Raw genomic sequence first — 13,688 nt, forward strand, 5'->3', positions numbered from 1 at the left:
TATAAAATATTATTATTAAATATACCCATTTTTAACTTTTTACAGCTCCTAAGGTCATACCTGTAACAAAATATTTTTGTACAAAAGGATATATGCATAATATTGGAGCTGTAGCAACCATTGTTATTGCCATCTTTATCGATTCTGGATTAACACTAGAAGCTTGTAATAATGGATTATTAGGATCTACTTTTGTACTAGCAGATGCATTATTCATAACCTTCATCAGTTCGTATTGAAGTGTTGTCAACCCATCATTTTGTCTTGCATAAAGATAAGTGTCAAACCAACTATTCCATTGGCTAACAGCTATAAAAAGTGCTACTGTTGCAATTACTGGTAAACACAGTGGTAATATTATCTTTGTAAATACTATAAAATCATTTGCTCCATCTATCATAGCTGATTCATTTAATGCTGGAGGTAATCCATCAATAAATGACCTAATAACTATTACATTAAATGCACTGATTAAACCAGGTAATATATATACTGCAAAGTTATTAATTAATCCAACATTTTTTACTAGCATATATTCTGGAATTAGACCGCCCCCAATATACATTGTAAGTACAAATAATATTGTAACAAGCTTATTAAATACAAAATCTCTTCTACTTATTACAAATGCAACCATAGCACTAGCTAAAACACCAGTTATGGTTCCTATTACAGTTCTAAGTACTGATATTATTAACCCTGTTGGAAGTTTACTGCTTCCATTAAATATTTCCTTATAATTTTGCAGCGTAAATTCTCTTGGCCATATATGAATTCCACCTTTAACTGTATCTGTAGCTTCATTTAATGAAATAGCTAAAACATTTAAAAATGGATATATAGTTATTATTGCAATAATTGTCATAAACGCTATTAATACTATATCAAACACTTTTACTTTTTTTCTCATCAGACTTCCTCCTTAAATAAATTTAGTTAATTTAAAACGTTATTTAAACTAAACTGCCTTCGCCAGCCCTTTTAGCTAATTTATTAGCACCAAATAACAAGATAATACTAACAGCTGATTTAAATATACCTATAGCGGTACCAAATGAATATCTAAACATTCCAATACCATAATCTAATGCATATTTATCTATTACTAAGGATTTATCTGCAACTATTGGATTTCCAAGTAACATTTGCTTTTCAAAACCTATGTTTAATAAATTTCCTATACTCATTATTAATAAAACTATAATTGTTGGTTTTATTGATGGTAGTGTTATACTTATTATTTGTCTTATTCTTCCTGCACCATCAACTTTTGCTGCATCATATAGTTCTGGATCTATTGCTGTTATAGCAGCTAAATATATTATTGCATTCCAGCCCATTTCTTTCCATATATCTCCTGTTGTAACTATACCCCAGAAAAGACTTGGGTCTGACATAAAGTTTATTGGTGTACTTATTATATGAAAGTTCATTAATAATTCATTCATAATTCCGCTTGGTGCAAGTATGCTTGTAATTATGCTCGCAGCAACAACCCATGAAATAAAGTGTGGTAAATATGATATAGTTTGTACACTCTTTTTAAACTTAATATTCCTAATTTCATTTAATAATAAAGCAAAAGTAATTGCACATATTGTTCCAAATACTAATGCTAACAAACTCATTGCTATAGTATTTTGCAATGATTGATAAAATTGCGGCTCATTAAATAATACCTTAAAATGTTTAAACCCTACCCAAGTTTGGTCAAACATTGATTTTCCTGGTTTATAATCCTGAAATGCCATTGACCACCCAGCTAGCGGCAAATATTTGAATACTATTATCCAAATAACAAAAGGCAGTGACATAAATATTAGGAATCTTTGTTTTTTTAATAGTTTCCATGAAATTTTCTTTTCTTTTTTTCTTTTAAATCTTATATTTTCTGCATCAACAACTGAAACTTGCATCTATGTACCTCCTTGTTTAATTCCTTACAATACACTAATATTAATATTAATTTTAACTTTGGACTACCCATAAAAATGTATATGTTTTCATATAAAAATTAGAGTTATTTTTATAATTAATATTTAGCTTTACAAGAAATCAAGCGTCTGAATCAATGGCAAGATAGGCACTCACTGCGTCTTTAACAACAAAATAAATTTTGCTACTTCAGTGTAGCTTAAAACTTAGGATACTCATTGGGAAATAGAAAAGACTAAAGCAGCATATTGAATCATACTTTAATCTTTTTATCTATCCAACTACTACAGGTAGTGTAAACTTTGGTATATATAATTAATGAAATGTTTTTACTTATATCGATTCTATAGTTACAAGATAAACATCATTCTGCCTCATATCTATCTCATATGTGAAATCCATTCCTTCTTTAACTGTGATATATGTTTGTATTACAGGTAGTCCTGTTGTTTTTGAATTTAATATTTCAATTTGCTCTTTTGACATAGTACCACTATAATTTATATCTAAAAATTCAGTATATACATCATTTTGCTTATAACCTACACTATATACTGACAGCTGATATTTACCAGTTTTTAAATTTGATAAGCATAACTGAGATTTTTCAGCAGGCAGTGATGGTAAATCCATCTTATAAAACGTTTGATTTGACATATTATTTTGATCAATATGTGTGTAATCCCATAATAGAGCTTGAATACCTTTATCACTTTTACATACCCATGCATTTTCATCATTACATTTAAGTTCTAACTCGCCTAATTTATTTAAATACTTATAGGCAAAGAAAGAAGGTTTTTTTAATCCTTGTACATTTAATAAACCAAACCCACCATGGAAATGTGTTTTGGGTGGAGCTGGTTCTTCAAAAATATCAGAAAATACCCAATACGACATTGAGTTAACTTTTCCCTCACATTTCTTTATTTTTGATAGTATATATGCTGCTGAATGATATGAATCATGAATAGGATCATTTGGAGAATATGATGTACTCCATTCCGTAAAATGTATTTCTAATTTAGGTATAGGAGATACTTTAACTTGTTCCTGTACCCTAATTATATCATCACTTACTGCTCCAGGATTTGAATCAAGAAAGAGCTGCTGAACTCCAAATTCATCTAAGAATCCATCTACCCCATAGGTATGTGTTGAAACAAAATCAACAGGAACTTTATTGTTATAGCAGAATTCTATAAATTCAGTTACCCATCCACAACCAGCTGTAGCAGGTCCTCCAACTCTGTAATCACTAGATATATTTTTTATTGTTTTTGAAGTTACTTCATAAAGTTTAAAATATTCGGCCATATCACCAGTAAAAAATCCGCTAAGGTTAGGTTCGTTCCAAACTTCAAAATACCATTGGCTTACTTCATCATGTCCATATCTTCTTGTAAAATGCATTACAAGTTCATATATTAATTTTTCCCATTTATCATAGGATTTTGGTGGTGTTACATTGCCTCTCCACCAGAATACAGTCTCTGTACCACTAGCTAGAGATTGTGGCATAAAGCCTAATTCTACAAATGGTTTCATTCCTATACTTATAATGTAATCATATAGTAAATCTATATACTGCCAATTGTAAATGGGATTTCCTTGGCTATCTTCATTATAAACAGCCATATCATCATGTAGCAAACCATGAAATCTTAAATATTTAAAACCACATTCATTACTAACAATTTTCATATGTCTCTGTTGTTCTGCTAAAAGTCCTTCATAAGCACGTCCACATCCAACACATTCTTTAAACATTTTACTATGATTACCCTTTACTATATTAGCATCAGCTTTGATTAACCTCATAATTAAAACATCCTTTCATAATAAAAATATTTTTATTTTAATATTAATAAAGTATAAATTTGTAAAAGTATCAATAATTATTAACTATTGCTATTAACAGAATTATAGTACATAAAAGCTAAGCATTCCTTGACTTTTTAGCCTATAACTAGCATTATATAGACATATATAATAGTAATTTTTACATTGTTATTCTCTAGATGCTTTAATTTATATTAATATGAGGTGTATAAAATGGATTCTATGTATTTGCACTATTTTACAGAAGAAGATAATTTCCCTTTTTTTATACAATATGGTAAGCATGATATGGATATGCCCATCCATTACCATTCTGATTTTTCTGAATTAGTAATTGTATTAAATGGTACAGCAACTCATGTAGTAGATTCAGAAGAATATTTTATAAAAAAGGGAGAGGTATTTGTGATTAATGGTAATACTTCTCACGGCTATAAAAATACCTGTGATTTAAAGATTTGCAATATTATGTACAAACCAGATCATTTACACGAGTTTGGTAATGACTTGAGAAAGTCTTCAGGATATCAAGCACTTTTTGTCATTGAGCCCTTTTTAGTAAAGAAACACAATTTTAAAAGTAAGCTTCACTTGACACTTTCCAATTATGAAAAAGTAAGAGAAATTATTTCTGATATTATTAACGAATATAACCATAGATATCAAGGATACAAAACAATGATTTATTCGTACTTTATGGAGTTGGTCGTTTTTTTATCAAGACAATATGATCTCATTAGTTTAGATATGAATGACAATATCATAAATATAGCAAAAGCTATATCATACATGGAAAATCATTTTCAAGAACAGATTAATTTAAATGAGCTGGCTTATGAAGCAAAACTTTCAGTAAGGCATTTTAATAGAATTTTCAAAGAAAATTACAAAACAACCCCTATGAGCTACATTCTTAAGCTCCGTATTCAATATGCATGTTTATTACTAAGGAAAAGTACACTGAGAATTTGTGATGTAGCCTATGAAAGCGGTTTTAATGATAGCAATTATTTTACGAGACAATTCAAAAAAATTACAGGTTATTCCCCAAAAGAATATCGTTCTAACAGTTGAAAGCTGTGGAATTTTTTAACCCATTGATTTTTTTAAGTAGTAGTCATTTCTGCAAAGAACATAAATTTTGCTACTTTAATATAATTTACGAAAATCTCTAAAATTAATTCCTATGAGATCTTGTCTCATATGGCTTTGTTAACAGTTTGGGGACTTTTAAATCTATAGGTTATATCTTTCTTTTATCCCTTCTTCCAATTCATCAATCATTTTTCTCTCTATTCTCATTATTAAATAACATATTATACTTGCTCCAAAAAGCAATGCTATTAACGATAATCTTGTGATTCTCAAAATTCCAAATACTATAACAATTATTGATATACAGCTTAAACTTATATATATCTTTTTTATTAATAAATTTATTGAAAGCTTAAATAAATACCCTATTCTTATATTGTATCTAGATATAATGGGATAGATATACATACTTATCATAATTACTAGTACTAACAAAATTAAAAAGAAATATGAAAAAATCTGATTTCCACTAGAACTAAAATAATCCATATCAAAATATGTAATACTTATTGCTATATTTAATATGATACCTACTAATAGGCTTTGAAAAAAATTTAACTTATAAAAATGAAAGAAATCTTTTGTTGGTGATATCTCACCTTCTCTTAAAAATTTGCCCATTACTGAAAAAAGAGTAGTTATTGCCGGTCCCATTAAAATTGAAAGCAATAACATTATTGGCATTGAAATATTACCCTCAAATTTATACATATATAAAATCAATGGTAATAACATCACTAAAAACCAAAAATTTGTTATAAAAAAATTTGTTATGTAAGCTGCTCCAATATATACTTTATTATTAAGTATATCATTTTTATTTCTCATATAATGCTATCTCCTAACTTTTTTGTATAATTTAGAGGAACCCTATTTTTAATAGAATTCCTCTGTATATAATCTCTATATCTCTTATTTTACATTTGTTTCGATATTCTTGTTTTTACATATAGTTATAATAAAATAATTTAATATTAGTTACATTTCTTTTCGATTAAATTTGCTAAACCATGTGCCATCTTATCTATTTCCTCTTGATTTTCACCTTCAAGCATAACTCTAACTAGTGGTTCTGTTCCTGAAGGTCTTATAAGAACTCTTCCAACTCCATTTAAAGCATCTTCTATTTTCTTTATTTCACCTTGTATTTCATCATCTGTCAAATATAAATCTTTTTTGTCATTTGGTATTGTAGCGTTAGCTAATACTTGTGGAAGTTCTTTCATTATTGAACATAATTCTGATAATGAAGCTTCCTTCTTCTTAACTATACCTGCAATTTGAAGTGCTGTAACTAATCCATCTCCAGTTGAGTTATAATCTAAGAATATAACATGTCCTGATTGTTCTCCACCTAAAACATATTTCTCTTTAACCATTTCTTCTAGAACATATCTATCTCCAACATTAGTTTTAACTAAGTTAATTCCTTCTCTTTTACATGCAATATCTAAACCTAGATTACTCATTACAGTTACAACTAAAGTATCATCCTTTAATTTACCAATCTCTTTTAAATATTTTGCGCATAACATTAATATAAAATCTCCATTTATTAAGTTACCTTTTTCATCAACAGCTAAGCATCTATCTGCATCACCATCAAAGGCAAATCCCATGTCACATTTCTTCTTTACTACATATTCCATTAATTCTTCTGGATGCGTTGATCCACAATTTTCATTTATATTTGTTCCATCTGGATTATCATTAATTATAAATACATCAGCACCTAATTCTCTAAAAGCCTTTACTGATGACTTGTATGCAGCTCCATTTGCACAATCTAATGCTACTTTTAATCCCTTTAAACTATAAGGTATTGTTTCTTCAGCAAATTCTATATAATCATCTAATGCTGATACTTCAATTGTTTCTCTTCCTAAATCTGTACCAGTTGGACTTGGAACTCCCTCAAAATCAGTTTCAATAACTCTTTGAATTTCATCTTCTAATTCGTCTGAAAGCTTGTATCCTTTATCATTAAAAAATTTAATACCATTATATTCTACTGGATTATGTGATGCAGAAATCATTACACCTGCATCAGCTCCATATTTTCTTGTTAAATATGCAACTGCTGGTGTCGGTACTACTCCAAGCACTACTGCCTCAGCTCCAACTGATAATATTCCTGCTATTAATGCTGATTCAAGCATATCTCCTGATATTCTTGTGTCTTTTGCAACTAATATCTTAGGTTTATGAGCTCCTTCTGTTAATACATATGCCCCTGCTCTTCCAAGATCGTATGCTATCCTTGCTGTTAATTCTGTATTTGCAATTCCTCTAACTCCATCGGTCCCGAACATTCTACCCATAATTTTACCTCACTTTTTTATTCTATTATAGCTATTCAATTACTATAATATTTTTAAGCACTCATAAAGACAACATTGTTTGTAACTTTATATGAGTTTCACCTTAAATAGTATAATATTTTTCCTGCGTATTTACAATCTACTAATCTAATTAAAAAGTTACCATTTTCTTAAATTAATCTACATAAAATATCTATTTTCCATAATTTAATCTTTCTAACACCAAATTATAACCATCACTTCCATAATTTAAGCATCTGTTAACTCTGCTTATAGTAGCTGTACTTGCACCAGTTATTTCAGCTATTTCCGAATAAGTTTTTTTGTCTTTAAGTAAATTTGCTACATGCAATCTTTGGGCTAATGATTTAACCTCATTTATAGTAGCTACATCTTCAAAAAATTTATAACATTCATCTATATCTTTAAGTTCTAAAATTGCTTTAAAAAACAAATCTAATTCTTTACTTTTAATTTTTGATTCTAAAGAACTCACCTTATCACCTCTATTGTATAATTATTTATATTTAATTATAACCATGTATAACATCCTTTACAACTTTAATATAACATAGTATTAAATATATTTTGATACTCTCTATATATAAAATATAAGTCATTAATAACTTATAATAAAAAATGAAACTCCTTTAGAATTTCTTAACGTTTAATTATACATTCTTGTCTTGCTCTGCTTGGGATTTATTTATCTGAATTACTCTTCCTATTTTTAAATCCTTATATGCATTTTTGGTTGGAGTTAACCAAACTTCTCCTGTACCTCTATATACATTTACTAAGCCTTCTCCACTAACCATAGTTCCTACTATTGATTTTGATGATTTTTCCACTGAAAATTCAATATTTCCTGTTCTTAAAATTGCAAAATTTCCATCCACCTTTAAGGTGTCATTAATTAATATACATTTAAAAATTTCACTTTCTGGAACTGGAACCTTAAGTGCAACAATACCGCTGCCTTCTATCCTAGTTTGATATAAACCTTCATTTCCTAAAAATGCAGAGGAAACATTCTTTTGTATTGCTGCATTAACATCAATTCCATCTTCACAAGCATAAAACATATTATCACTTACTATTATTTCATCATCTTCTAATTCTACCAATGCAAAATGTCCAAAAGAAGGTTCTAAAAATATATCTCCACTTCCACTGTAAGTAGGTTTAAATGCTGTTTCTCCAGTTAATTTACTAGTTATAATCTTTTTACCAAAACCTAATAATCCGCCTGACTTATTCTTTATGTCTATATTTCCCTTCATATAACTTAAAGAATTAGGTTCAAGTTTTACTGCACTATCATTTAATATTATTCTTATTTGTTTTAACTTTATTCCGCTTTGTCTAATTGCATTTAAACCAAAAGCTGTTTCTGCATCAGTCGCTCCGTCTAAGTTCTCATATTCTAATATTTGAAACTTAGATTCAACCTCCATTTCAGATAACATATTCAATTTGTTTGTAAATTTTAATGAACTTCTCATAAAATACTCCTTATATATACACTATATTTCTTAATAAAATATATATTTTTGTTTAAACAAAGTAACTGTACCACATCTAATTCTTGATTAAATATAAATGTAATAATTGAGAATTGATGCTGTAACTACTTCCTAATTTCTTAACATGTTCTTGGTTGTGCTTCGAACATTCCCTGTGGGCATTTTATATTTGGCTCTCAAACTTTCTCTGTGAGGATTTCATCCTTCACCTGTCATTCAGCCTTCACTTTTCTATATCTATTTAAGCTCTTCTAACAAGGTAAACACTCTCTTATTAAGCACAGGATGCATAAGATATGGTGCTATTTCATTTAATGATTTTAATACAAATTCTCTTTCATGCATTCTTGGATGTGGGAGAACTACTTTTTCATTAGAAGAAATTAAATCATCATACATAATTATATCCAAATCAATAGTTCTAGGCCCCCACTTTATTGTTCTTTCCCTATCTAATTCTGCTTCAATTTTAAGCAATAAATCCATTAGTTCTTCTGCTTCTAATGTTGTTTCTACTTCCATTACTGCATTTAAGAAATCTTCTTGCTCTAAATACCCCCATGGTTTTGTTATAATAAATGAAGATTGTTTTCCTATTTCAATATTTTTTTCATCTGATAATTTGTTTATTGCCTCTTTTAAATACTTTTCCTTATCTCCGATATTAGAACCTAAACCTATATAAGCTTTATGCCTTCTTTTTTCAACCATTATTTCTACAGTATCTAAATGCTTTTTAACTGGTGCCCAAGGTTTTTTTAAGAATACTTTAACCCCATTTATAATCTTATATTGATTAAGAATAAACTCTGCTAAATTTAAAGCTACAGTTTCTATAAGTTCATAGCTTTCTCTTACAAATTCTTTATCTACCTTTTCACATAATTCACCATAATGTACTGACTTACTTAAATCTCCAGTCCTTCCTGCTGTTTTTAAATCCAAATCAAGTTCTAAGGATACTATGAATTTTTGCCCTAGTCTTTTTTCTTCTTCAAAAACTCCATGAAAACCAAATAACTCTAATTCTCTTATATACATTTTATCCAAAATTCATCCATCCTATCTTCTTACAATTGCATCTACCATCTTTGCAGCTCTTGAATTTTCTAATACATCATGAACTCTAACAAAATCGCATGCATCCTTCATTATTCCAACAACTGTTGTAGCAACAGTTCCTTCTACTCTTTCTTCTACTGGTAGATCTAAAGTAAATCCTATCATACGTTTTCTTGACGTACCTAATAGTACTGGATAACCAAGCTCCTTAAGTCTCTCCAGCTTATTCATAGTTTCTAAGTTTTGTTCATGACTTTTAGCAAAGCCTATCCCCGGATCTAATATTATATTTTCATCCTTCACACCAGCATCTTTAGCTATTTTTATACTTTCTCTCAAATCTTCTAATATATCTTCCATTAAATCTTTATAATCTTCATTTTCTCTATTATGCATTAAGCAGCAAGGCACACTATATTTTGCAGCTACTTTGCCCATATCCTTATCCTTTTTGAATCCCCATACGTCATTAATAAGATTTGCTCCAGCTTCTATTGCTTTTTCAGCTACCTTGGCTTTATATGTATCTATAGATATTGGAATATCAAATTTTTCTCTTATTGCCTTTATTATAGGAACTACTCTACTTATTTCTTCTGCTTCTTCTACTGGTGTATGATTGGGTCTTGTAGACTCTCCTCCTATATCTATTATGTCTGCTCCAGCTTCTACCATTTCCTTTACGTGCTCTATAGCTGCATCTATGTTATCAAACTTTCCTCCATCAGAAAAAGAATCTGGAGTAAAATTCAATATTCCCATAATATATGTTCTTTCCCCAATTTTAAATTCTTTATTTCCTATTTTCATTCTCTCCAAAACCTCCTAATAATATATGGTAAAATTCTTCTTTTCATCGCTCCAATTACATTCATTTTTAGCTTTACACGTGAAACATAATCTTGAAAGCTTATCTGCTTTGTATATAAGCCTTGAGAAGCCTTCACTCTTTTTATCCCTATGACCTAATATTCCTTGTTTTATAACCTCAATTTCTTTGCTACTAAATTCATATTTTTCTAAAAAATCAGTTGCAATTTCAGAAGATGCAATTTCATGTGGTGTCCCATTTTCATACTGAAAAGATTTCCCTATATCATGTAAAATTGCAGTTGTATATATAAGCTCCTTTTCAAAGCCTAGATTTTCTTCTAAGTTTATTACTTGAGCAATCCTTGCTACCTCTAAAAAGTGCTTTAAATTATGCTTGCAAAACTTTCTGCCCTTTTCAAAACTCTTATTTCTTTTCAAATAATATATGTATTTTTCATCATTTAAAATATAATTAAATCTTTCCATAACCTACCCCAATTATTCTTACTAATTACTACATTATCTCTAATAATGTTTTTAATCAAATATTAATACGACTATTATATCATTTGGTTGTAGTTTAGGGATATAAATAGACTAGTTTTTTTATTTTTTACTTATTTATATTTAACAAAAAAAGACCAACATAAGAATTCACACATATAATGTCAGTCATATTTCACTTATTTTATGTTTTTTGTCTACAATAACTTATTTATGCAATAGATGTAATACCTAAAATCTTTTAAATACTTTTCAATAATTCTATTAACAAAATACTATAAAAAGAAAAAACATTTTGAAATAATTTGAAAATTATTTCAAAATGCTCTTTTTATTTACTAATATACTTTAGCTTGTTCTTCACCATCAAGTACTCTTATAGCACCTTGAGCTAAAGCTAATAATTCATCTTCTCCTGGATAAACTGTAACTGGAGCTATCCACTCAACTTTTGCCTTAAGATCTGGAACAAGAGTTGGTGAATATGCAATTCCTCCAGTAAAGATAATTTGGTCTATCTTACCTTCTAATACTACTGACATTTCTCCAATAGCTTTTGCAATTTGATAAACAAATGCTTTATATACTGCTTCACATTCTTTATCTCCTGCTTCCATCTTATCTATAACACCTTTTACATCATTTGTATCTAGATATCCAACAAATCCACCTTTTCCAACTGTCTTACCATATACTTCTGCTTCACTATATTTTCCACTGAAGCACATTTTTATTAAATCACCAATTGGAACTGATCCAGCTCTTTCTGGTGAAAATGGACCATCTCCATCTAACGCATTGTTCACATCTACAACTTTTCCATGGTTATGAGCACCAACAGAAACGCCTCCACCCATATGTACAACTACAAGGTTTAAGTTTTCATATCCTTGTCCACTTTCTTTTCCATATCTCTTAGCTACTGCTTTTTGATTTAAAGCGTGGAATTTACTCTTTCTTGGAAGTTCTGGTACTCCTGATAATCTGGCTACAGCTGATAATTCATCTGTAACAACTGGATCTACTATAAATGATAGAACATTTAATTCATCCCCAATTGACTTAGCAATTATTCCACCAAGATTAGAAGCATGTGGTCCTTGAACTCCAACCTTTAAATCTTCTACCATTGCATCATTAACTGCATATGTTCCGCCTTCTACTGGCTTAAGCATCCCACCTCTACCAACAACAGCACTTAAAGTCTTTATATCAAAATTCTTTTCCTTAAGAACATTTAATATAACTTCTTTTCTAAATCCAAATTGATCATATATTGTATCATATCTCTTGATTTCTTCATTTGTATGTCTTAATGTTTCTTCGAATAATTCTTTTTCATCTTCATAAACACCTATCTTTGTTGATGTTGAACCTGGATTAATGATTAATAATTTGTATGACATTTTGAATCCCCCTTAAATTTATATCAAAAATAACAATGCAAAACTATATGTGAACATACAAAAGAAAATACTCACATATTATGCATTGTTAAATTAATTCTCTTTATTTTTTTGCTGCAACTAATGCTGCAAGAGCAATTGAGTTAACTTTTGTTTCAAAAGAATCTGCTCTTGAAGTTAAGATCACTGGTGCTGATGTACCTACTAAAAGTCCACCATTCTTTGATTTTGAGAAATATGTTAATGTTTTATACATTACATTTGCTGTTTCTATATTAGGTAATAATAATACGTCTGCTTTACCTGCTACTGGTCCTGTAACACCTTTGTGGTGAGCTGCTTCTTCTGATATTGCATTATCCAAAGCAAAAGGTCCATCAACTATACAACCTTTAAATTGTCCTCTATCACTCATTTTAGCTAATAATGCTGCATCAACTGTTGATTGCATGCTTGTGTTTACAACTTCAACTGGACATATAGACGCTACTTTAGGAACATCTATCCCACATGCATGTGCAACTACAACTGCATTGTTTATCATACCAGCTTTATCTTTAAGTTCTGGGTATGTATTAAATGCTGCATCTGTTAAAAATAATAGTCTCTCCCATCCTTCAACTTCAAATACAGCAACGTGTGACATTAATTTTCCTGTTCTTAAGCCTACTTCTTTATTTAATACACATCTTAAGAAGGTAGCCGTATCTACTAAACCTTTCATTAACATATCTGCATGACCACTTGAAACTAATTTTACTGCTTCTAATGTAGCTTTCTTTGGATCTTTAATATCCATTATTTCATAATCTGATAAGTCTAAATCTATTTTCTTTGCTATTTCATGTATTTGTTGCTTATCTCCAACTAATATTGCTTGAGCTATTCCCTTTTCTGTAGCTTCTTTTATTGCTTCTAACACTGGTTCATCTTGTGCTACTGCTACTGCTACTTTTTTTGTTTCAACACCCTTTAATATTGCTAATAAGTCCTCAAAGTTTTTACTCATTTTTACACCTCTTACATTAATAATAATTTTTTTAAATTTAATTATGATTAATTTGTTAAATTTATATCAATCTAAATTAAAAAAATTCTCTCTTTTCTTATTGTAACAAAAAATATCTAGAAATGCTAAATTTTCAGAAAACTTTTTTTCGTTATTTTCATCATTTAATTAACTC

Annotated in this window: 13 protein-coding genes; 1 reads left to right on the forward strand and 12 read right to left on the reverse strand. The window is 29.1% G+C overall.

Annotation, left to right across the window (positions count from 1 at the left end):
• Positions 1-31 precede the first annotated feature (31 nt).
• The 3 genes from CLPUN_RS00825 to CLPUN_RS00835 form a co-directional block, all read right to left on the reverse strand.
• On the reverse strand, positions 32-910 hold the full coding sequence (locus tag CLPUN_RS00825; RefSeq protein ID WP_077845493.1) for a carbohydrate ABC transporter permease: 879 nt from the start codon (positions 908-910) through the stop codon (positions 32-34).
• Positions 911-953: 43 nt separating this feature from the next.
• Positions 954-1,916, reverse strand: a complete 963-nt coding sequence (locus tag CLPUN_RS00830; RefSeq protein ID WP_077845494.1) for an ABC transporter permease — start codon at positions 1,914-1,916, stop codon at positions 954-956.
• Between the two features lie 352 nt (positions 1,917-2,268).
• Entirely contained in the window at positions 2,269-3,756 is a 1,488-nt protein-coding gene (locus tag CLPUN_RS00835) for a GH39 family glycosyl hydrolase (protein WP_077845495.1), read from the reverse strand.
• Between the two features lie 234 nt (positions 3,757-3,990).
• Between CLPUN_RS00835 and CLPUN_RS00840 the strand changes: the two genes are divergently transcribed.
• A complete protein-coding gene (locus CLPUN_RS00840; RefSeq protein ID WP_077845496.1) occupies positions 3,991-4,851 on the forward strand; it encodes a helix-turn-helix domain-containing protein in 861 nt (286 codons plus the stop codon).
• A 162-nt stretch (positions 4,852-5,013) separates the two neighbouring features.
• Here CLPUN_RS00840 and CLPUN_RS00845 read toward each other — a convergent pair whose 3' ends face one another.
• From CLPUN_RS00845 to ptb, 9 genes are all read right to left on the reverse strand, one after another.
• Complete coding sequence (locus tag CLPUN_RS00845; protein ID WP_077845497.1) at positions 5,014-5,700, reverse strand: DUF624 domain-containing protein; 687 nt, start codon at positions 5,698-5,700, stop codon at positions 5,014-5,016.
• Positions 5,701-5,846: 146 nt separating this feature from the next.
• Entirely contained in the window at positions 5,847-7,193 is a 1,347-nt protein-coding gene (gene glmM, locus CLPUN_RS00850; protein ID WP_077845498.1) for a phosphoglucosamine mutase, read from the reverse strand.
• Positions 7,194-7,386: 193 nt separating this feature from the next.
• Entirely contained in the window at positions 7,387-7,689 is a 303-nt protein-coding gene (locus CLPUN_RS00855; protein ID WP_077845499.1) for a YerC/YecD family TrpR-related protein, read from the reverse strand.
• Between the two features lie 175 nt (positions 7,690-7,864).
• The gene (locus CLPUN_RS00860; RefSeq protein WP_077845500.1) at positions 7,865-8,698 is read right to left on the reverse strand and encodes an AIM24 family protein; all 834 of its coding nucleotides are present in this window, start codon (positions 8,696-8,698) and stop codon (positions 7,865-7,867) included.
• A gap of 258 nt (positions 8,699-8,956) precedes the next feature.
• Positions 8,957-9,769, reverse strand: a complete 813-nt coding sequence (gene folK, locus CLPUN_RS00865; protein ID WP_077845501.1) for a 2-amino-4-hydroxy-6-hydroxymethyldihydropteridine diphosphokinase — start codon at positions 9,767-9,769, stop codon at positions 8,957-8,959.
• A 12-nt stretch (positions 9,770-9,781) separates the two neighbouring features.
• Positions 9,782-10,591, reverse strand: a complete 810-nt coding sequence (gene folP / locus CLPUN_RS00870) for a dihydropteroate synthase (RefSeq protein ID WP_077845502.1) — start codon at positions 10,589-10,591, stop codon at positions 9,782-9,784.
• Positions 10,592-10,606: 15 nt separating this feature from the next.
• Complete coding sequence (locus CLPUN_RS00875; protein WP_077845503.1) at positions 10,607-11,080, reverse strand: HD domain-containing protein; 474 nt, start codon at positions 11,078-11,080, stop codon at positions 10,607-10,609.
• A 356-nt stretch (positions 11,081-11,436) separates the two neighbouring features.
• On the reverse strand, positions 11,437-12,504 hold the full coding sequence (gene buk / locus CLPUN_RS00880) for a butyrate kinase (RefSeq protein WP_077845504.1): 1,068 nt from the start codon (positions 12,502-12,504) through the stop codon (positions 11,437-11,439).
• A 103-nt stretch (positions 12,505-12,607) separates the two neighbouring features.
• A complete protein-coding gene (gene ptb, locus CLPUN_RS00885) occupies positions 12,608-13,513 on the reverse strand; it encodes a phosphate butyryltransferase (protein WP_077845505.1) in 906 nt (301 codons plus the stop codon).
• Positions 13,514-13,688: the final 175 nt, after the last annotated feature.

Origin of the sequence: Clostridium puniceum (assembly GCF_002006345.1) — a bacterium.
Classification (GTDB): domain Bacteria; phylum Bacillota; class Clostridia; order Clostridiales; family Clostridiaceae; genus Clostridium; species Clostridium puniceum.

Excerpts from the sequence above, each read along its gene's own strand:
- CLPUN_RS00845 (WP_077845497.1), bottom strand. The coding sequence starts at position 5,700 with ATGAGAAATAAAAATGATATACTTAATAATAAAGTATATATTGGAGCA.
- buk (WP_077845504.1), bottom strand. The coding sequence starts at position 12,504 with ATGTCATACAAATTATTAATCATTAATCCAGGTTCAACATCAACAAAG.
- CLPUN_RS00835 (WP_077845495.1), bottom strand. The coding sequence starts at position 3,756 with ATGAGGTTAATCAAAGCTGATGCTAATATAGTAAAGGGTAATCATAGT.
- CLPUN_RS00840 (WP_077845496.1), top strand. The coding sequence starts at position 3,991 with ATGGATTCTATGTATTTGCACTATTTTACAGAAGAAGATAATTTCCCT.
- CLPUN_RS00875 (WP_077845503.1), bottom strand. The coding sequence starts at position 11,080 with ATGGAAAGATTTAATTATATTTTAAATGATGAAAAATACATATATTAT.
- CLPUN_RS00830 (WP_077845494.1), bottom strand. The coding sequence starts at position 1,916 with ATGCAAGTTTCAGTTGTTGATGCAGAAAATATAAGATTTAAAAGAAAA.
- CLPUN_RS00860 (WP_077845500.1), bottom strand. The coding sequence starts at position 8,698 with ATGAGAAGTTCATTAAAATTTACAAACAAATTGAATATGTTATCTGAA.
- glmM (WP_077845498.1), bottom strand. The coding sequence starts at position 7,193 with ATGGGTAGAATGTTCGGGACCGATGGAGTTAGAGGAATTGCAAATACA.
- ptb (WP_077845505.1), bottom strand. The coding sequence starts at position 13,513 with ATGAGTAAAAACTTTGAGGACTTATTAGCAATATTAAAGGGTGTTGAA.
- folP (WP_077845502.1), bottom strand. The coding sequence starts at position 10,591 with ATGAAAATAGGAAATAAAGAATTTAAAATTGGGGAAAGAACATATATT.
- CLPUN_RS00825 (WP_077845493.1), bottom strand. The coding sequence starts at position 910 with ATGAGAAAAAAAGTAAAAGTGTTTGATATAGTATTAATAGCGTTTATG.